This is a genomic window from Flavobacterium channae (assembly GCF_021172165.1).
Classification (GTDB): Bacteria; Bacteroidota; Bacteroidia; order Flavobacteriales; family Flavobacteriaceae; genus Flavobacterium; species Flavobacterium channae.
On record NZ_CP089096.1, the window covers coordinates 2,600,921 to 2,621,495 of the forward strand.

Annotated in this window: 14 protein-coding genes; 6 read left to right on the forward strand and 8 right to left on the reverse strand. The window is 32.8% G+C overall.

Annotated elements, in window-relative coordinates:
* Positions 1–43: 43 nt before the first annotated feature.
* The 6 genes from LOS89_RS12115 to LOS89_RS12140 all read right to left on the reverse strand — a co-directional run bounded on the left by LOS89_RS12115 (position 44) and on the right by LOS89_RS12140 (position 11,289).
* Positions 44–4,738 carry a RemA C-terminal-like gliding motility protein gene (locus tag LOS89_RS12115; RefSeq protein ID WP_231835502.1) on the reverse strand — a complete coding sequence of 1,565 codons (4,695 nt, stop codon included), beginning with the start codon at positions 4,736–4,738 and terminating at the stop codon, positions 44–46.
* Positions 4,739–4,875: 137 nt separating this feature from the next.
* Entirely contained in the window at positions 4,876–5,157 is a 282-nt protein-coding gene (locus tag LOS89_RS12120) for a F0F1 ATP synthase subunit delta/epsilon (protein WP_231835503.1), read from the reverse strand.
* Positions 5,158–5,233: 76 nt separating this feature from the next.
* Positions 5,234–6,745 (reverse strand): F0F1 ATP synthase subunit beta, encoded by a 1,512-nt coding sequence (gene atpD, locus LOS89_RS12125; protein ID WP_231835504.1) that lies wholly within the window; start codon positions 6,743–6,745, stop codon positions 5,234–5,236.
* Positions 6,746–6,897: 152 nt separating this feature from the next.
* Positions 6,898–8,745, reverse strand: a complete 1,848-nt coding sequence (glmS, locus tag LOS89_RS12130) for a glutamine--fructose-6-phosphate transaminase (isomerizing) (protein WP_231835505.1) — start codon at positions 8,743–8,745, stop codon at positions 6,898–6,900.
* Positions 8,746–8,751: 6 nt separating this feature from the next.
* Positions 8,752–10,467: a BamH family beta-barrel-assembly machinery protein gene (gene bamH, locus LOS89_RS12135; protein ID WP_231835506.1), complete on the reverse strand. Its 1,716-nt coding sequence runs from the start codon at positions 10,465–10,467 to the stop codon at positions 8,752–8,754.
* Positions 10,468–10,482: 15 nt separating this feature from the next.
* Complete coding sequence (locus LOS89_RS12140; protein ID WP_231835507.1) at positions 10,483–11,289, reverse strand: glycogen/starch synthase; 807 nt, start codon at positions 11,287–11,289, stop codon at positions 10,483–10,485.
* Positions 11,290–11,396: 107 nt separating this feature from the next.
* Between LOS89_RS12140 and panC the strand changes: the two genes are divergently transcribed.
* From panC to LOS89_RS12170, 6 genes are read left to right on the forward strand one after another with little or no spacing between them, the layout of a single operon-like run.
* Positions 11,397–12,245, forward strand: coding sequence for a pantoate--beta-alanine ligase (gene panC, locus LOS89_RS12145; protein WP_231835508.1), 849 nt, complete (start codon positions 11,397–11,399; stop codon positions 12,243–12,245).
* 13 nt (positions 12,246–12,258) lie between these two features.
* Positions 12,259–12,609 (forward strand): aspartate 1-decarboxylase, encoded by a 351-nt coding sequence (panD, locus tag LOS89_RS12150; RefSeq protein ID WP_008255780.1) that lies wholly within the window; start codon positions 12,259–12,261, stop codon positions 12,607–12,609.
* Position 12,610: 1 nt separating this feature from the next.
* Positions 12,611–13,573 (forward strand): lysylphosphatidylglycerol synthase transmembrane domain-containing protein, encoded by a 963-nt coding sequence (locus LOS89_RS12155; RefSeq protein ID WP_231835509.1) that lies wholly within the window; start codon positions 12,611–12,613, stop codon positions 13,571–13,573.
* A 39-nt stretch (positions 13,574–13,612) separates the two neighbouring features.
* Complete coding sequence (locus LOS89_RS12160) at positions 13,613–14,824, forward strand: alpha/beta hydrolase (protein WP_231835510.1); 1,212 nt, start codon at positions 13,613–13,615, stop codon at positions 14,822–14,824.
* 9 nt (positions 14,825–14,833) lie between these two features.
* Positions 14,834–16,195: a DNA repair protein RadA gene (gene radA, locus LOS89_RS12165; RefSeq protein ID WP_231835511.1), complete on the forward strand. Its 1,362-nt coding sequence runs from the start codon at positions 14,834–14,836 to the stop codon at positions 16,193–16,195.
* Positions 16,195–16,521: a hypothetical protein gene (locus LOS89_RS12170; RefSeq protein ID WP_231835512.1), complete on the forward strand. Its 327-nt coding sequence runs from the start codon at positions 16,195–16,197 to the stop codon at positions 16,519–16,521. Before radA ends, LOS89_RS12170 begins: the two co-directional genes overlap by 1 nt.
* Before the next feature lie 32 nt (positions 16,522–16,553).
* On the opposite strand, the gene LOS89_RS12175 is transcribed toward LOS89_RS12170, so the two are convergent.
* Positions 16,554–17,144, reverse strand: coding sequence for a hypothetical protein (locus LOS89_RS12175; protein ID WP_231835513.1), 591 nt, complete (start codon positions 17,142–17,144; stop codon positions 16,554–16,556).
* 48 nt (positions 17,145–17,192) lie between these two features.
* The gene (gene mfd / locus LOS89_RS12180; protein WP_231837078.1) at positions 17,193–20,501 is read right to left on the reverse strand and encodes a transcription-repair coupling factor; all 3,309 of its coding nucleotides are present in this window, start codon (positions 20,499–20,501) and stop codon (positions 17,193–17,195) included.
* Between the last annotated feature and the right edge of the window lie 74 nt (positions 20,502–20,575).

Genomic DNA, 20,575 nt, shown 5'->3' on the forward strand with positions numbered 1-20,575 from the left:
AATAAAAAAAGTCCTGCAATTTGCAGGACTTTTTATTTGACTTTTATTTGAACAGTAATTTTTTAGTTAACTCTTGATTATTTTCAAGTTTAACCTTAACCATTAAAACTTGATTACTAGAATGTAAACCAGAAATTTTCATTTCTTTTTGATTTACATTACTACTTTGATATATTTTTCTTCCTAATAAATCGAAAACGACTACTTCTTTAATAAATTCATTAGAAGAGTTGATATAAACAACTTCATTGTTCACAAAAACACTAACCGAAGCTTCATCAATAATATCGTCATTACTCAATGTGCTATCTTTATAAACAATTTCAAATCTTTCGTTAAATATACCGTCTTGAGATGTAAACATGTAAGGACTTACTTTTAAATCATGAATCATATTTATTGATTTGTCTTTAATGAAAATATCTTGATTATTAAACAAACCTTCTTGATTATCAATAGAAATACTATAAGTACCAGTCGTAATTACTCTTAATCCTAATGGCACAATATCGTCTTCAGTAAAAGGCAAAGGTCTTCCCTGAATTACATATTCACTATCTTCTACAATATTATAAAGCGTAGTTTTAGTTTGACTTAATGTTTTTCCGTCTATACCATAATCTGCTCCATTTGTAGCATTTTCTACATAAGCAATTAAAATTTGATTATATGGCATATCATCTTTACTTAGATTTAGCCAAACTCTATCTTTTTCTACATTATCATTGCCATTTCTAAAAAACTGAGTACTTACAGAAGCATTTTCTCTTTGTGCATTATTAAATTCTGCAACAGCAGTAGCATTTGTTTGAATATAAAAACCCTGTCCTGTTTGAATAGTTCCATTAGGAATCTTAGCACTTGAAAATGCAGGAACTCCACCAGCTCCTTTTGTATAAGCCGCAAAATTATTTTGCGGATACGAACCTCCACTTGCAGGAGTCGTATTTGTCCAGAAATATAAGGTTCCAATACTAGTATTATCTTCCAAAAAAGTATTTGCATCTATAGGAGACGCATATGGATTTCCTATAACATTGATTCCTGTTCCAATATTTTGATTTACAATTCCATTAAAAGGAACTCCAGTAAATTGACCGTTGAAAACAGTTGGTCCAGTATACGAATTATCAGCACGAATCATATAACCTTTACCCTCCATAAAATTAGTTGTAGGATCAACTGATTGATATGCTGTAGCTGTTGTCGTTCCTGTATACAAATATTCGTAAAAACGAGTAGACACCGTATTTGGTGAAAAAGCTTGTAATTGTTGTCCTGAAACGGGTGAAGACCATGCTGTATAATCTAACCTATTCATTATTGAAGCATCTCGTTTAACAATAATATTTCCACTATTTGATGCTCTATCATTTACTTGACGCAAAGCTGCATTATTTTCAATAGTTAATAATGAACCTGCATTTACTGTTAAATTACTATCTACAATAAAAGTATGTCCAGAATTAAAAATTACTTGTGCATTATTTGTTATTGTTGCTGTACAAGCATTTAAATCACTAGTAGAAGAATAATTTCCTGTAAAAATCGCAGATTTTGTAGTTGATGGGAGTCCATTTGACCACGCTGTTCCATTCCAAGTTGTAGTAGCAGAACACTTTGGAACAAATTTCAAATCATCTATTGCAATGTCTGATTCAAAACCATTTCCAGTAATTCCTCTAATTCTAATCTTTATTGTCTCTCCTTGATAAGCATATAACTGTGTAGTTGAAACATTCCAAACATTTCCAGTATTAGCTGTAAGTGCAGGAATAAAATCTTCATTCCAAGTTCCATTAACAAAGACATCCAAATGTAAACTTCCCATAGATGTTCCATACATATGGTATGCAAAAACAAAATCATACTCTTGGTCTAAAAGTATACATTGACTCTCTAAAATTGCTGTTTGACCTGAACAACTAGAAGCTTCAATATACATATAGTTCCCTGCTGAAGTACCTGGATTATAATCAACTGATGGACCCGTGTTAGCTGAAGGAGTCCCATTTTCGTCTACTCTCCAATCAATATTATCTTCAGATCCATTTGTTAAGTTAGACCATAATCCTCCTAATCCACAAACCGTAGTTCCACAATCTGATGATACTCCACACAACGCATAAGATTCAAAATTATCATTTAATGCGGTTGCTATATTTCCACCATTAACTTGAATATATGATGGATTCGTTTTTATATCATTTCCAAAACCATTAGTCACTGTTAAAGCTACTGTATAATTACCAGCCGCAGTAAATTGAATCTTTGGATTTGGTGAAGATGCTGATGTTCCATCTACATAAATGAAGGTAGCTGGTGTAATTGTCCAAGACCATGATGTAGGTGTATAATCTGAATTATCGTATAATGTAAATGTGTTTCCAACACATCCATTTGTTGTATTAGCATAAAAACAAGCTTTTGGTGCTAAATTTCCAGGATTTTTCAAATCTCCTTTCCATAAACCTTGTCCATAAGTACTTGCATAAATAGTGCTTTTACATTCATTATTATTATAATGAATTTCTAACTCGGTAATCTCTACATTTGGCAAGCCTGTTCCAAAAGGAGTCCAATCTGACATAGAATTATCTTTATAATAAACTCCTACATCCATCCCAACATACATTGCATCTACATTACTATCTTTATCTATAACAATCGTATTTAAAGAAATATTTGGAAGTGTTCCAGCAATATTTGTCCAGCTTACGCCACTATTAGTTGACTCATAAATATCATTACCTAAAGCAATAAATAAATGTGTTGGATCTGTAGGGTCAATTTCAATGTCTTTAGGTGTTGAAGCTACAGGTAGATTAGCCGTAATATCTGTCCAAGCAGGAGTTGCTGCTAAAGCATTTGTTGTTATATAAAATTTATTTGTCCCTTCTCTTGAAACATACATCACATTACTATCTGAAGGCGCAATTGCAATATCAGTTATATAATTTGTTCCTCCAAAACTTGAAATTTGTGTCCAAGAAGTACCTGTACGAACAGTCGTATTTTTCCAAATATTCGCAAAACCTGCAAACATTGTATTAGCATTATTAGGATCTAATTTATATGGTGTAACCCATGGTCCACTTTCAGTAATTGAACTTGAAATACTGCCTGAAAAAGTTGAACCAGCATTTGTAGAACGACGAATATCTCCATAATATAATGCACCATACATATAATTTTCATCAGTAGGATCAATAATACATTCCATCCCATCTCCTCCAATCTCGGTAGAAAAAGTTGATCCCCTACTTACAGATGTTCCATTATCTTGATGTCCATTTATAACTAAATCTGCAACAGTCTGTGAAACTCCAATTTTATATAATTGAGCAATTGCTAATCCGTTACTTAAATCATTCCAATTTGTTCCGCCATCAGAAGTTACATACAAACCTCCATCATTACCAGAATAAACATCATTAGTATAAGGCGAAAACTCTAATGCATGTTGATCAGCATGAACACCATCAATTGCGCCACTAGTTCCAACCCAGTAAGAAACACAATTCATAGTTGAACCTCCGTTAGTTGATTTCCAAAGATTAACTCCTCCTGTGTAAATAACATCTGCATTTGTTGGATCTGCAGCAATAACTAAATCATAAAATGATTGACTTCCTGTCCCACCAGTAGTATCATACCCTAAAATATTTGGTGTACTTGTTCTTGTTGAAAAATTTAACCCACTATCTGTAGATCTATAAATACCAACTAAACCTGAAGAATTACCTATTAATGCATAAACCCAATTCGGTTGATTAGGCGAAACTGCTAAAGCTAAGCGATTTCCAGTAGTACCTAAACCACTTGTAATTTGTGTAAATGTTACACCTCCATCTGTTGAACGATAAAATCTTCCACTACTATATGTTCCTACATAAATAATATTAGCATTTGTAGGATGAAAAGCAATATCTTTTGGATTTGTACCTAAAGAAGTTGCTCCCGTCCAAGTTGCTCCAGCATCGGTAGTTCTATAAATTCTACCATTGCTTGTTGCTGCTATAAGTCGATTAGAATTCGTTGGGTCCATTATTACTTCATTGACTGTAACATTACCCATTCCACTATTTCTAGATGTCCATGTTAAACCTCCATCAGTACTTCTCCATACACCATAACCAGGTGCATCTCCCGCATCTCTATCTCCAGTTCCAATATAAATTATATCTGGATTTGTAGGATGAATTACTATACTAGAAACTCCAAGTCGTACTAAACCACTAGAATATTCTCTCCAAGTTACTCCATTATCTTCTGATTTCCAAAAGCCTCCTGCTGGGGCACCAACATAAATAATGTTTGGATTTGTAGGATGAAAAGTAACACAATTTAATCTTCCACTTCCATTTAATTGACTTGTTCCGTTTAAAGGGGTAGGAATTGGACCTAATTGCTGCCAATTTCCAGTACCTGATGCATATCTAAAATTAGATTGATAGTTACTGTATCTTTGTATTTCATTTAAAACATAGCCTTCAATAGGAAAAACACCATTTACATCAACTCTGTTTTTCCAATAATAACGCCATCTCTCAAATTGTTTAATACCAAAACCTTTTGGAATGGTTTTCCCATTATTCATTACAGATTGCTTAAAAACCTCAAAATCTCTTTCGATATCGAAAAAATTTTCATTCCTGTCTGACATTTTCTTTTGCCAATTGTCTTGAGAAAACGCAAAAGTTGTCACTAATAAAATTAAGTAATATTTTAACTTCATAAAAATTGTTTGTTGAACAAAAATAAACAAATAATCTGCCTAGAAACATTTTAATCAAAAAAAAACCTAAATATCAATCGTTTAAATAAAAAAAGTCCTGCAAATTGCAGGACTTTTTACTATAATTCTATATTGTCTTAGTCAGCTAAAACAATAATTTTGTTTTCATTCATTTCTATTGTACCCGAATTAATAGGTAACCAATAGGTTTGCTCATTTACTTTGTTGAATTTAGAAACAAATTCTTTTTCAATTTTAAAGTTTTGAGCATTAATTTTCACATTCCCTTTTGCTAACAATGAAACAATTGGCGCGTGATTATTTAGCATTTGAAATTCACCATTAATTCCAGGAACCGCTACCGAGATAACTTCTCCCTTAAATAATGTTGCTTCTGGTGATACTATTTCTAAAATCATTTTCTTTTAGTTTTCAGTCTCAGTTTTCAGTCTCAGTATTCTGTTTACTGCCACTGTTAACTGAACACTATATTTATTATGCTTCTGCTAACATTTTTTGTCCAGCCTCGATAGCTTCTTCGATAGTACCTTTAAGGTTAAATGCTGCTTCTGGTAAGTGATCTAACTCACCATCGATAATCATATTAAATCCTTTTATAGTATCTTTGATATCTACTAATACTCCAGGAATACCAGTAAATTGCTCTGCTACGTGGAATGGCTGAGATAAGAAACGTTGTACACGACGTGCTCTTGCTACAGCTAATTTATCATCTTCTGATAACTCTTCCATACCTAAGATAGCGATGATATCTTGTAATTGTTTGTATTTTTGAAGAATCTCTTTTACTCTTTGTGCACACTCATAGTGCTCTTTTCCTAAGATTTCTGGAGTTAAGATACGAGAAGTAGAATCTAATGGATCTACCGCTGGATAAATACCTAACTCAGCAATTTTACGAGACAATACTGTAGTAGCATCTAAGTGAGCAAACGTTGTTGCAGGAGCCGGGTCAGTTAAGTCATCCGCAGGTACATAAACCGCTTGTACAGATGTAATAGATCCTTTTTTAGTTGAAGTAATACGCTCTTGCATAGCACCCATCTCAGTTGCTAATGTAGGTTGGTAACCTACCGCTGATGGCATACGTCCTAATAACGCAGATACCTCAGAACCTGCTTGTGTAAAACGGAAGATATTATCAACGAAGAAAAGTACATCTTTTCCTTGTCCATCTCCTGCTCCATCACGGAAATATTCTGCGATTGTTAAACCAGATAAAGCTACACGAGCACGTGCTCCAGGTGGCTCATTCATCTGACCGAATACGAAAGTTGCTTTAGAATCTTTCATTAATTCTTTGTCAACTTTAGCTAAATCCCATCCTCCATTTTCCATAGAGTGCATGAATTCATCACCATATTTAATAATTCCAGATTCTAACATCTCTCTTAAAAGGTCATTTCCTTCACGCGTTCTTTCACCTACTCCAGCGAATACTGATAAACCTCCGTGACCTTTTGCGATATTATTAATCAACTCCTGAATTAATACTGTTTTACCTACTCCAGCACCACCGAATAAACCAATTTTACCTCCTTTTGCATAAGGCTCAATTAAGTCGATTACTTTAATACCTGTAAATAAAACTTCAGTAGAAGTTGATAAGTCTTCAAATTTTGGAGCTGATCTATGGATTGATAATCCATTTTCACCTGCTTTAGGTAAATCTCCTAAACCATCGATTGCATCTCCAATTACATTAAATAAACGACCAAAAACCTCTCCTCCAATTGGCATTTGAATTGGCGCACCAGTAGATACAACTTCTGTACCTCTTGATAATCCATCTGTAGAGTCCATAGAAATGGTACGTACAGTATTTTCACCAATGTGAGATTGAACTTCAAGTACTAATAAAGTACCATCTTTTTTAGTGATTTCTAATGAATCGTAAATTTTAGGTAATTCGTTATTTGCGTCATCAAAAACGACGTCAACAACTGGCCCGATAATTTGTGCAACTTTTCCTGTGATTCTAGACATTGCTTATGTATTTATTTAATAGCTAATTAGTGCAGAAAAAATGATATATTTTTCCGAGTGCAAAGATAGTTTTTTCTAAAACAATTTTGCAATTTATTTTTTGAATTTTTTGCAATAAAAAAGCGAAATTTTCCAATTTCGCTTCTAAAATGTTATTCTACAGTCACTGATTTTGCTAAATTCCTAGGTTGGTCAACATTACAACCTCTTAAAACTGCAATGTGATATGACAATAATTGCAAAGGAATTGTAGTTAATAAAGGTGTAAATACCTCATTAGTTTCCGGGATTTCAATTACGTGATCAGCTAAAGCTTTAACTTGCACATCTCCTTTTGTTACAACTGCGATAATTTTTCCACTTCTTGATTTTATCTCTTGAATATTACTTACTACTTTATCATAATGTCCTTTATTAGGAGCTATTACAATTACAGGCATTTGCTCGTCAATTAAAGCAATTGGACCGTGTTTCATTTCTGCAGCAGGATAGCCTTCTGCATGAATATAAGATATCTCTTTTAATTTCAAAGCACCTTCTAAAGCAACAGGGAAATTATAACCTCTACCTAAATACAAACAATTTGTTGCATCCTTATATATTTCTGCAATTTGTTTTGCAACCTCATTCGTCAATAAAGCCTCTTCAACTTTCTCAGGCATGATTTCTAGCTCTAACAAATAACGTTGGTAACTTGAATTAGTAAGAGTCCCTTTTGCTTTAGCTAAACGAAGTGCCAACAAAGTAAGGATTGTAATTTGAGTTGTAAATGCTTTTGTTGAAGCTACTCCAATTTCTGGACCAGCGTGCGTATATGCGCCTGCATGAGTTTCACGAGAAATAGAAGAACCGACAACATTACAAACTCCAAAAACAAAAGCACCATTTTCTTTTGCCAATTTAATAGCAGCTAATGTATCTGCCGTTTCACCAGATTGTGAAATTGCAATTACAACATCATCTTTATTAATAATAGGATTTCTATATCTAAACTCAGATGCATATTCAACTTCAACAGGAATTCTCGAAAATTCTTCAATAATATATTCAGCTACTAAACCAGCATGCCAAGAAGTTCCACAAGCTACAATTAAAATTCTATTGGCATTTAAGAATTTTTCTAAATTATCCTCAACACCTGACATTTGAACAATTCCTTGATTTGCCAAAAGTCTTCCTCTATAAGTATCTTTAATTACATTTGGTTGCTCATAGATTTCTTTCATCATGAAATGATCGTAACCTCCTTTTTCAATTTGCTCCAAGTTTAACTGAAGTTCTTGAATATAAGGATCAACCAAAGAATCATCTTTAATTTTTCTAACTTTTAATGGCTTGTGTAGTCTTACAATAGCCATTTCTTCATCTTCTAAATAAATTGCATTTGAAGTATATTCAATAAAAGGAGTTGCATCTGAAGCAATAAAAAACTCATCATTACCTATGCCTATTGCTAAAGGACTACCTAATCGAGCTGCTACTATTTCGTCTGGATTTTCAACATCGATAACAGCAATAGCATAAGCACCAACAACTTGATTTAAAGCTACCTGAACAGCTTTTCCAAGTTTACAATTCTCGTTTTTCTTTACTTCTTCAATCAAATTAACCAATACTTCCGTATCAGTATCTGATTTAAAAGTGTAACCTCTTTTAATTAATTCTTGCTTCAAAGGCTCATAATTCTCAATAATACCATTATGTATTATCACCAATTTACCTGAATTAGAAAAATGCGGATGTGAATTCACATCGTTAGGCACACCATGAGTAGCCCAACGTGTATGACCCATTCCTATTTTTCCGATTGTAGTTTTCTCAGACTCAGCTTTAGCTTCTAAATCCGAAACTTTACCTTTAGTTTTTGATAATTTTAAATCTTTCCCATCATAAAGAACGATTCCGGCACTATCATAACCTCTATATTCAAGTCTGTGTAATCCTTTTATAATTACAGGATACGCATCTCTATGTCCAATATAACCTACAATTCCACACATATATTATTAATTAGGTTTAGTGAAATAAATGTCTAATTTTAGTTTTTTTGCTTGTTCATCAGGATTAGGATCTGTAACAATATTTCCATATAATACAGTTCCCAAAGGATTAATTATTGCAGCCAAAGGCAAACTATTAATCGTTACTCCGTTTGTCGTAAAAGGCGTTTTTAATTTCGCCGTTGCAACCAAGTTAATAGACTCAGTAACAGAAACTCCTATTTTAATGTTGTTTTGATAATTTCCATTATCATCTTTTTTTAGAATTCTATTAATATGTTCCGTTAGTCTTACAGTATACTTAATACCCTTACCTCCACTTGACAAATCTTCTCTTTCAATAATTCCTCCAAAAATTAATTTATTATTTTTTGGATTTAATCCACTTGATGTATCATACGTATAATCAATCAAAACTACATTGTTTGTTGCATCATAAACATAAATCCTCTCTGGCTCATCAGTTGCACTTAGCATTGCGTCTTTATCAATGTAAAATGTTAATCGAGCATCGTTAACCAACCAGTTATTAGCCTCAATATTATCGCGCAAACTTTCAAGCTCTCCATTTCCAAATAAATCAATAAAAGCTAGCGAACCATTACCTCCTTTAATGTATAATTTATCACTCCCTACAACTTCGTCTGAAGCCGCTAAGCCATTAGTGTATTCTGTTGAACTAGTGTAATCAAAAAAGTTCACACTATTATTCCTTAAATTAGTCGATGCATTATAACCCATTTTTAAAGAAAACTCTCTTCTTGTCCTAGCAGGGTTTGGATTTTCGGCAGTAGGTTCTGCAGAAGCTTTGTATAAAATTTTGAATTCCGCTTTTGAAAAATCCAATATAGCTAAAGCTCCCTGACCTGGTGTTGTTTCTTCTACTTCAAATAAAAGCCCTCTGAAATAGTTTTTAAAAACATTATTGTTAAATAAATTTCCAGATGATGATGCATCTAATATTTTTTGTTGAAAGAAACTGTTTTTCAAATCCAACCACATTCCAGGTGTTTTTCTTTCTTTAATCACTCGTAACGTCACATCATTTTGATCCGCTAAAACATCATCGTTACTGTCTACATACAAACCAACACCATTTGTTTTGTAAATATACAATTCTTTCTTATCATAAAAAAATTCAGAATTTTGCGCAGTATTTACACTATTATTTAAAAGCTCTGTCCCCTTAAAAGGATCAATAATATTTTTTTCATCGCTATAATATTTTTGAGAAGATTGCAAATTATCTGTTGGATCAAAATCTCTCAAATAATAACCATTCTCATAAACATTCAATCTGAATTTTGCAGTTATAGGATTACCAAAAACAGAATCCAATTCATAAACTCTCTCTCCACTAGCTTCAGTAGTAAAATCAGGATCCACAAAATATGGAATGTATAAATAAACTGAATCAACTACTGGATTATATCCGAAAGAAGGGTTTTCATTACCCAACTCAACCTGCGTTACAAAATGGGCTTTTGTAAGACCAAATCGTGGATTATTATAAATACCAAGTGCATTTAAAGGCAAATTATTTGTTTGAACAGATCCAGTTTGTTTTGTGTAAGCAATTAAACTTTCTACTGGGTATTTTTCTAAAACAAAATTCTGATCACCAATAACATCTGAATCTAAAGAATTAAAATCTTTATCACATGAAACAATTAGAACAAATAAAACAAATAGAGAGGTTATTTTTAAAAAACTTTTTTTCATAATGGTAAAACCCTTTTATAATACGTGATTTTTAATAAATGAAGTATACACTTCTTTAATTGTGTCTTTAGAGGCGAAAGGTAAAAAAGGTTTGTTTGAACTTTCTATAAATTTTGTTAAAGTTGGAGACAAGGCTTCAGAGCCCACTACAACTGCATCTGAATGCATTATAGAAACTTTCATTATGTTTTCATAAGTAGGCGATTCCAAATCAGAAACAGCATCTTTACTTATGTTGTCAAATAAAACTTTATTGATGAATTCTTTATCTAATTCTCCTTCAAATCCTTGGTCGTAAACTGATGAAATAATTTTTGTTTCAGCAAAAATACCTTCATCTTTGTAATAATGTTTTAAATAGACCGGCAACATAGCAGCCATCCAACCATGAACATGAATAACATCTGGAACCCAATTTAGTTTCTTTACAGTTTCAACTACTCCTTTTGCAAAGAAAATAGCTCTTTCATCATTATCTGGATACAAAACACCTTCTTCGTCAGAAAAAGTTGCTTTTCTCTTAAAATACTCGTCGTTATCAATAAAGTAAACCTGAATTCTTTCTTTTGGGATTGAAGCTACTTTTATAATTAGTGGCATATCCATATCGTTTACCACTAAATTCATCCCTGACAAACGGATAACTTCATGTAATTGGTGTCTTCTTTCATTGATATTACCATATCTAGGCATAAAAATTCGTATTTGACCTCCTAAATCATTAATCATTTTAGGCATTTCATACGATTGTATTGATACTTCGTTTTCCGCTAAATAAGGCACCACTTCAGATGATACATACAATATCCTCTTGTCTTCCATAATGTATTCTAGTTAATTATTGGTTTAAAAAACCTTGCAAAATTACAAAATTTTATGGATTTATCCACTAAAATAGTAAGTTTGCACTCGAAATAACATTGAGAAAAATGCTCGTTTTTAACAAAAAGTCCGATTTAAGTGCTTTTTTAAGCCCGTTAATCAACCAAAATAAGTCAATTGGTTTTGTTCCTACTATGGGAGCACTACATAAAGGACACCTGTCATTGCTGGAAAAATCGCTTTCTGAAAACGATGTAACCGTAATGAGTATTTTTGTAAATCCAACCCAATTTAATAACGCCGAAGATTTAGATAAATATCCTCGCACATTAAATCGAGATGTTGAAATTATGCAAGAATTGAGCAATAACATCATCGTTTATGCACCAGAAGTTGACGATATCTATGAAGGCAATACAGTTTCTGAATCTTTTGATTATGATGGTTTAGAAAATCAAATGGAAGGCAAACATCGCCCAGGCCATTTTGATGGTGTTGGAACAATTGTAAAACGACTTTTCGAAATTATTCAACCAAACAAAGCGTATTTTGGAGAAAAAGATTTTCAACAATTACAAATTGTAAAAAAAATGGTTTCAAAAAACAAAATCCCTGTTGCTGTTATTGGTTGCCCAATTCACAGAGAAGAAAGCGGATTAGCAATGAGTTCAAGAAACGAACGTCTTTCATACGAAGCAAAAGAAAAAGCAGCCGAAATTTTTAAAATTTTAAAAAGTGCTAAAACTTTTTTTGAAAATAATTCACCCGAAGCTACCATTTCATTTGTTGAAAATGAATTTAAAAAATTCCCTGAATTTCAATTGGAGTATTTCGAAATAGCAGAAGAGTCTTCGCTTTTACCTGTTTCAAAAAAAGAAGCAGATAAAAAATATCGCGGATTTATCGCAATTTTCATCGAGAATATCAGATTAATTGATAATATTTCACTAAATTAATTAACTTTGCATCATGCAAATTCAAGTAGTAAAATCGAAAATTCATAGAGTAACCGTAACGGGTGCCGATTTGAATTATATAGGAAGTATCACCATTGATGAAGCTTTAATGGAAGCTTCTAATATTATTGAAGGTGAAAAAGTACAAATCGTTAACATTAACAATGGAGAACGATTAGAAACGTATGCAATCAAAGGTCCAAGAAACACTGGAGAAATTACTTTAAACGGACCAGCAGCTCGTAAAGTTCATAGAGGAGATATTGTTATCATTATTTCTTATGGAATTATGGACTTTGAAGAAGCTAAAAAATTCAAACCTACTTTAGTTTTTCCTAACGAAAAAGATAATTCTTTAACGTAGTTTGAAAACGGGAATCCGAAAATTTCTAAGCATTACTATCCCATTTTTAATTGGGTTAGGAATTATTTATTATCAATATACTACGCTTACATCAGAAGAGTTAGAAAAAATCAAAATTAGTTTTATTAAGGCTGATTACTTCTATATCTATCTATCACTTTTCATTGCGCTTTTCGGATATTGGTCAAGAGCTTATCGCTGGAAATTTGCTTTACAACATTTAGGTTACAAAACTAAATTTCACAACGACTTACTTACTGTTTGTGTTTCCTATTTGGTAAACCTTACCATTCCGCGCTCAGGAGAAGTATCTAGAGCCGCGCTTTTAAAAAAATACGAAGATGTTCCTTTTGACAAAGCTTTTGGAACAATTGTAGCTGAACGAATTGTAGATATGTTGATTTTTTTACTTTTCGTTGCAATCGGATTTTTATCACAATTTGACACCATCTATCAGTACTTAATCAAAAACGGAGTAGAGTTTGAAACTCTAATTTGGACTGGAATATTAGGATTGGTTTTGTTTGTGGTTTTTATTTTAATTTGGATTTACGCCGAATGGAAAATCATCTTAAAATTAAAACAAAAACTTTCTGGATTAATCGAAGGCATGCAAAGTATCTTAAAAATGAAAGACAAATGGAAATACATTTTCCACTCTTTTTTTATTTGGTTTTCATATTTAGCTATGTTTTATGTTACCATTTTTGCATTACCTGAAACTTCAGATATTAGCTTTGATATTGTAGTAATGGGATTCATTTTCGGAACTCTAGCAGTCGGCTTTACTAACGGAGGTTTAGGCGCTTATCCATTAGCTGTAGCATCTATTTTAAGTCTTTACGGAATATCGGAAGGTGTTGGAACTGCATTTGGTTATTTAATCTGGGTTTCTCAAACTCTTTTAACCATTTTCTTAGGATTATTATCTTATTTACTCTTACCTATTTTAAATAAAAAATAAATTAGTAAATTGCTAATCTATTTAACCAAATTATTTAAAATGAAAATCAAATTAATCTTATTCGTTTTAATGATAACGTCTGGGCTATTTGCGCAACGTAATCCTGAAACTATCGAAACTAAAAAATTAGGAACTCGTACTTTTACAGTGGTTACGCCACCTTCATACGCTTCAAGTCCTGAAAAAAGCTATCCAACATTATTAGTTTTAGATGGCGAATATTTATTAGATCCTTTTGAAGGAATTTTAAAATATGGTGCATATTGGGATGATTTACCAGAAATGATTATCATCGCTGTTAATCAAAATTATGGCGAAACTCGTTTTGCTGATAGCGAATTTGATGAAGCAGGTTTCCCTTCAGGTTCTGGAGCAAACTTTTTTGAATTCATTGGACAAGAACTATATCCTTACGTTGATAAAAAATACAGAACTATTCCTTTTAGAATGGTTGCTGGTCATGACACTACAGCGGGATTCTTGAATTTCTATTTATACAAAGACAATCCAATTTTTAATGCTTATATTTCATTAGCTCCTGAAATGGCTCCTGAAATGGAAAAACGTGTTGCTGAACGCTTGGCAAAAATCACAAAGCCTCTTTTTTATTACCAAGCTACCGGTGAAGGTGATTTAAAAGAAATCAACGAAAAAGCTGCTGAATTAGATGCCAATATTAAAGCAATTCCTAGTCCAACTTTTAAATATCAAAACGATGCTTTCAAAGGAGCGTCACATTATTCATTAGTCGCTAAAGCAATCCCTAATGCCATCTATTTTATTTTTGATGGTTACCAACCAATTTCAATGGTAGAATTCCAAGATAAAATCTTAAAATTAGATGGCGGTTATACTGACTATCTTATTGCAAAATACGATGAATTAGAAAAAAGATTTGGATTCAAAATCAAACCAAGATTAAGCGATTTTAAAGCAATTGAAGCCGCTATTTTAAAGAACAAAGGATATAATGATTTACTTACTTTAAGTGATTTTGCCAACAAACATTATCCTAAGACTACTTTAGGAACATACCACGAAGCTTTGTATTACGAAAAAACAGGTAACTACAAAAGAGCAATTAAAACTTACCAAAGAGCATTTACTCAAGAAGCAATTCGTGAATTGTCAAAAGATTTTATGTTAAACAGAGCTGAAGCTTTAAAAGGTAAAGAAGACAAACCAACTGAAGATGTTCCGGCAGAAGCACCTGCTGAAGAAACACCAACAGAAGAACAAAAACAGGAATAATAATATCAAATGAGTAAAGTAAAAACGGCTTTTTTTTGCCAAAACTGTGGCACGCAATATTCGAAATGGCAAGGACAATGTAATGCATGTAAAGAATGGAATACTATAGTTGAAGAATTGGTTCAAAAAGAAGAAAAGGTTGCTTGGAAAACCACAACCGCAACTTCTAAAGCCGTTACAAAACCTTTACTAGTAAAAGAAATAGACACCGCACAAGAAATCCGATTGAACACAACTGACAATGAGTTGAATCGGGTTTTAGGTGGTGGATTGGTTCCAGGATCATTAACATTATTAGGTGGCGAACCGGGAATAGGAAAAAGTACGTTGCTTCTACAAATTGCTTTAAAATTACCTTACAAAACACTTTACGTTTCGGGAGAAGAAAGCCAAAAGCAGATAAAAATGCGTGCCGAACGCATTACATCAAATGGTGATAATTGCTACATTTTAACCGAAACCAAAACCCAAAATATCTTTCGTCAAATTTTAGAAATTGAACCTGATATCGTTATTATCGATTCAATTCAAACCTTACATACGGATTATATTGAATCGTCTGCTGGGAGTATTTCCCAAATTAGAGAATGTACGGCTGAGTTGATAAAATTTGCTAAAGAATCAAACACACCTGTTTTGCTAATTGGTCACATTACCAAAGATGGCACCATTGCGGGACCAAAGATTTTGGAACACATGGTCGATACAGTTTTACAGTTTGAAGGAGACAGAAATCACGTGTATCGTATTTTACGTTCGTTAAAAAACCGTTTTGGCTCAACTGCCGAATTAGGAATTTACGAAATGCAAGGTTCTGGTTTACGCGAAGTGGATAATCCATCAGAAATATTAATTTCACATAAAGACGAGCAACTTTCAGGAACTGCAATTGCCACTACTTTAGAAGGTATGCGTCCTTTGATGATTGAAATTCAAGCTTTAGTAAGTACTGCAGTTTATGGAACTCCTCAAAGAAGTACTACAGGCTACAATGCCAAACGTTTGAATATGATTTTGGCTGTTTTAGAAAAACGTGCTGGATTTCGATTGGGAACGAAAGACGTTTTCCTTAACGTAACTGGTGGAATTTCTGTAGAAGATACTGCAATTGATTTAGCCGTTGTGGCTGCCATTTTATCCTCAAACGAAGACATTGCAATTGAAGAGGGCTTTTGTTTTGCTGGAGAAGTTGGACTTTCAGGTGAAATTAGACCCGTTAACCGAATTGAACAACGCATTCAGGAAGCAGAAAAATTAGGTTTTACCACTATTTTTGTTTCGAAACACAATAAAATTTCTTTAAAAAACACCGGAATCAAAATTGTTTTAGTAGCAAAAATTGAAGATGTGGTAAGTGAATTGTTTGGGTAATGGATGATTTAAAAGAAAGAAGATTAAAAAGCCTTGATTATCGAATTCAAGAGTTAGAAAATCAACCCAATTATTTTAAAAAATATGGGTTAGGATTACTTTTAATTGGAATATCTGTTACTATTATTACTCCTGAATACACTACAAGAGGTTCAAAAAATTTAATCTATTATTTTAACTACGATTATCCTTTGTGCTATTCGGTTATAGCATTATCTTATATTGTACTTTGCATTATTATGCTAGTTACTTTTAAAATTCAAGACAAGAAAAAAATTAAGAAATTAAAACAAGACCGAGATTTTATTGATTTGTTTAGGGATTAAGATGAATTTTAATGAGAAATGATCTGAATAAATTAATAAGATTGAGGAATAACTTGATCTGAATATAAAGGTTTACCTAACCGAGATACTCCTTTTTTTAATTTCAAATAATCTGTGGCAAGTTGCCAAATATATTCATAACCTTCATCTCCTATTTCCTCTTTTCTTTTCTCAATTTTTATTTCATCGCTTGAAACTAAATCAGCAATTATAGGATGAACTAATGTCCACATACCTGAATTATTTTCACCTGGAATCAAATCAGATTGTAATTCTGGAATATTTGCAAAAGTATTAACACAAACCAATCTATCTTTCACCTCAAAATTGTATTTTTTTTGAATTTTGTCTTCAAAAACAAGCATTACAATACAATCAACATCCTCATTATAAGCTGCAATTAACAATGGATTTGTTTTTACAACAATTGCTCCTTGACTATCTCCATATTTTATATGCTCAGAAATAACTTCAATATGGGTTGAAAAGCCCCAATTCTTTAATTTATATTTAATTTTTTGAATTGGCCCTACTATTTCTGGAATTAGAAACTTCAATTTTTTTAAATCGATATCAATTCCAATTGAATCAGATGCAAAAGAAGAATTATCGTGATATTTCATGGTTTTTTTAAATAATTGGGAAAAGATAATTATAAATTACTAATCAACCTAAATCCCTTCCAACAACTCCAACGCTTTATTCACTGATTTCACATTATCAAAAGTCAACAACAAGCGTAAACCGTTTTTGGTTTCTTTTTCTTTTATTTTACAAACATTGCCGTTGCGTTGAGCAAAATGTAGCACTTTCATAAAACGGTTACTTTGGTAAAAATCACTTTGTTGGTCGCCAATAAAATAACCAATCATTTTGCCTTGTTTCATCATCAAACGTTCAATTCCCATAGCGGTAGCTTTCCATTTGATACGCACGCTATTTAGCAAGGCAATAGCTGGTTTTGGTAAAGCTCCAAAACGGTCAATTAATTTTTGTTCAAATTGTTGTAAAGCCGCTTCGTCTTTAATTTGACTCAATTCGTTGTATAAATTCAAACGTTCGGTAATGTTGTTGATGTATTCATCTGGGAACAGCAATTCGAAATCGGTATCAATTTGAATGTCTTTGACAAATTCTTTGGTTTCGATGTCGTTTTCTTCTTGGTACAAGTCTTTGAATTCGTTTTCTTTCAACTCGTCTATGGCTTCGTTCATGATTTTTTGGTAGGTATCAAAACCAATTTCGTTGATAAAACCACTTTGTTCACCACCTAATAAATCACCCGCACCACGAATTTCCAAGTCCTTCATCGCAATGTTGAAACCACTTCCTAATTCGCTAAATTGTTCCAAAGCCGTAATACGTTTTTGCGCTTCTCCCGTCATCATCGAATACGGTGGCGTAATGAAATAACAAAACGCTTTTTTATTACTTCTTCCTACGCGACCACGCATTTGGTGTAAATCAGACAATCCGAAATTATTGGCATTATTGATAAAAATTGTATTAGCATTTGGCACATCTAAACCACTTTCAATAATGGTAGTTGCGACCAAAACGTCAAATTCTCCTTCCATGAAAGCCAACATCAATTCTTCCAATTTTTTTCCATCCATCTGACCGTGACCGATGCCTACTTTTGCGCCTGGTACCAAACGTTGAATCATTCCGGCAACTTCTTTGATGTTTTCAATTCGGTTGTTAATAAAATAGACTTGTCCGCCACGCTGAATTTCGTACGAAACCGCATCACGAATCACTTCTTCGTTAAAACGAATGACCTGTGTTTCAATCGGATAACGATTTGGCGGAGGCGTTGTAATTACGGATAAATCGCGAGCTGCCATCAATGAAAACTGCAATGTTCTCGGAATCGGAGTTGCAGTTAACGTTAGTGTATCAACATTGGTTGCAATGGTTTTTAATTTATCTTTTACGTTTACACCAAACTTTTGTTCTTCGTCGATAATCAACAAACCTAAATCTTTAAACACGACATTTTTATTGACCAATTGATGTGTTCCAATCAAAATATCCACTTTCCCTTCTTGTAGTTTTTGAAGTGTTTCTGATTTTTGTTTCGCTGTTCTAAATCGGTTCAAATAACTTACGGTAACTGGCATATCTTTCAAACGTTCAGAAAATGTTCGGTAATGTTGATACGCTAAAATGGTTGTTGGAACCAAAACGGCAACTTGTTTTCCATTATCTACCGCTTTAAAAGCTGCACGAATAGCAACTTCTGTCTTTCCAAAACCAACGTCACCACACACTAATCGGTCCATTGGACGTTCGCTTTCCATGTCGGCTTTTACATCGGCTGTTGCGGTAACTTGGTCAGGCGTATCTTCGTAAATGAAGGAACTTTCTAATTCTTTTTGCAAATAACTATCGGGTGCAAACTGAAAACCTTTGTCTAATCTTCGCTTTGCATACAACTGAATTAAGTTGAACGCAATATGTTTTACACGCGCTTTTGTTTTTTGTTTTAAGGCTTTCCAAGCGTTGCTTCCTAATTTATAAATCTTAGGTGGCGCGCCATCTTTTCCATTGTATTTTGAGATTTTGTGTAGCGAATGAATGCTTACGTATACAATATCGTTATCGGCATAGACCAATTTAATGGCTTCTTGTGTTTTGCCTTCGACCTGAATTTTCTGCAAACCACCAAATTTTCCAATTCCGTGATCGATGTGCGTTACATAATCGCCAACCGACAACGAAGTCAATTCTTTTAACGTAATGGTTTGCTTTTTTGAATAACCATTTTTGATAGAAAACTTGTGGTAACGCTCAAAAATTTGATGATCCGTATAACATGCAATTTGATTTTCTTCATCGATAAAACCTTCAAACAATGGCAATACCATGGTTTTATATTGCTTGCGAATACTTTCATGATTGGCTTCATCGATATCTTCAAAAATATCATGAAAACGACTTGCCTGATTTTCATTTGAACAACACAAATAATTTTTGTAGCCATTAAAATGATTCTCGCTCAAACTATTCAATAATAAATCGAATTGTTTATTAAATGATGGTTGTGGTTGAATATGAAATTCAACTTTCTTATCTGTTTTAAAAACTGAATTTGAACTTAATTCAATTGCTGTAAAATCTAAAGCTCGTTTTAAAAACTGTTTTTGGTTAAGAAATAATTCTTCTGGTGGCGCGTGTTGAATATCTTTAGATAATTTCTCAAAAGCTTCATTGGCTTTGTCGAATAATTTATCCAATTGTTGGCTTAGCAATTCGGTATTTTGAATGACTAAAACCGTTTTTTCATTGATATAATCTAAGAAACTTTCACGGTTTTCTTGCAGTAATTTATTTTCGACATTTGGAATAATCGAAATCTTTTTAAGTTTTTCAACCGATAATTGCGTTTCCACATCAAAACTTCGGATGCTATCAACTTCGTTTCCAAAAAATTCGATTCTGTACGGATTATCATTAGAAAAAGAAAACACATCGATAATTCCACCACGAACGGAAAATTCGCCTGGTTCGGTAACAAAATCGACACGTTTGAAATTGTATTCAAATAAAGTTTCGTTGATAAAATCAATAGACAAATTATCACCAACAGACAATTTCAAGGTGTTTTTCTCTAACTCTTTTCGAGTAACTACTTTTTCAAAAATGGCTTCGGCATACGAAACAATAATTGCTGGTTTTTTGCGCGAATTGATTCGATTTAAAACTTCAGCACGAAGCAGCACATTAGCGTTGTCGGTTTCCTCAATTTGGTAAGGTCTACGGTACGAACTTGGGTAAAAAAGAACATCCTCAGAATTTAGTAGCTGTTCTAAATCATTTAAGTAATAAGCTGCTTCCTCTTTATTTTGAAATAAAATTAAAAAAGGAAGTTCCGATTTTTTGAATAACGAATGAACAACAAATGACAATGACGAACCCACCAAACCTGTTACTTGTGATTTTTGGCGAGATGCAAATGTGCTTTCTAAAATTGAAATTTTAGGCGACTTATCGTAAATAGAAATGATATCGGACTTACTCAAAATGATACTTTTAATTGACTACAAAAATA

Coding starts and splice junctions, on each gene's coding strand:
- LOS89_RS12170 (WP_231835512.1), top strand. CDS start 16,195: ATGGATGATTTAAAAGAAAGAAGATTAAAAAGCCTTGATTATCGAATT.
- LOS89_RS12175 (WP_231835513.1), bottom strand. CDS start 17,144: ATGAAATATCACGATAATTCTTCTTTTGCATCTGATTCAATTGGAATT.
- glmS (WP_231835505.1), bottom strand. CDS start 8,745: ATGTGTGGAATTGTAGGTTATATTGGACATAGAGATGCGTATCCTGTA.
- panD (WP_008255780.1), top strand. CDS start 12,259: ATGCAAATTCAAGTAGTAAAATCGAAAATTCATAGAGTAACCGTAACG.
- LOS89_RS12120 (WP_231835503.1), bottom strand. CDS start 5,157: ATGATTTTAGAAATAGTATCACCAGAAGCAACATTATTTAAGGGAGAA.
- LOS89_RS12160 (WP_231835510.1), top strand. CDS start 13,613: ATGAAAATCAAATTAATCTTATTCGTTTTAATGATAACGTCTGGGCTA.
- panC (WP_231835508.1), top strand. CDS start 11,397: ATGCTCGTTTTTAACAAAAAGTCCGATTTAAGTGCTTTTTTAAGCCCG.
- bamH (WP_231835506.1), bottom strand. CDS start 10,467: ATGAAAAAAAGTTTTTTAAAAATAACCTCTCTATTTGTTTTATTTGTT.
- atpD (WP_231835504.1), bottom strand. CDS start 6,745: ATGTCTAGAATCACAGGAAAAGTTGCACAAATTATCGGGCCAGTTGTT.
- LOS89_RS12140 (WP_231835507.1), bottom strand. CDS start 11,289: ATGGAAGACAAGAGGATATTGTATGTATCATCTGAAGTGGTGCCTTAT.
- radA (WP_231835511.1), top strand. CDS start 14,834: ATGAGTAAAGTAAAAACGGCTTTTTTTTGCCAAAACTGTGGCACGCAA.
- LOS89_RS12115 (WP_231835502.1), bottom strand. CDS start 4,738: ATGAAGTTAAAATATTACTTAATTTTATTAGTGACAACTTTTGCGTTT.